The 379-nt window shown below is 47.0% G+C and carries 1 tRNA gene; it reads left to right on the top strand.

Features of this window, described 5'->3' with window-relative positions:
* Nucleotides 1–170 precede the first annotated feature (170 nt).
* Nucleotides 171–246, top strand: a tRNA-Ala gene (locus J1782_RS00050).
* Nucleotides 247–379 lie beyond the last annotated feature (133 nt).

The raw sequence follows: 379 nt of genomic DNA, 5'->3' as shown, positions 1-379 counted from the left end.
GAGGTCGGTGGTTCAAGTCCACTCAGGCCTACCAATTCGTCCTCATGCTGCGTTGTCGCCATACTTGTTTGCACAAGCAAACGTCGTATGACTTCGCCTTGCCTGAGAACAAATTGGCTAACTCATCTTGCCGGTGTGTTAGTGATTAAGGTATCTGTAAGTGACTGTATGGGGCTATAGCTCAGCTGGGAGAGCGCCTGCCTTGCACGCAGGAGGTCAGCGGTTCGATCCCGCTTAGCTCCACCATTACCATACAGCCTTTAAATAATACTTCAGAGCGTATTGGAAACAGTATGCTGCGAAGTATTTTGCTCTTTAACAATCTGGAACAAGCTGAAAAATTGAAAGTTTACAGCTGAACATCACTCTCCGTAGAAGT

Origin of the sequence: Rahnella sp. BCC 1045 (genome assembly GCF_019049615.1) — a bacterium.
GTDB classification, from domain to species: domain Bacteria; phylum Pseudomonadota; class Gammaproteobacteria; order Enterobacterales; family Enterobacteriaceae; genus Rahnella; species Rahnella contaminans.
The sequence above is the reverse complement of the archived record's forward strand: the minus strand, read 5'-3'. Positions and strand labels throughout refer to the sequence as shown.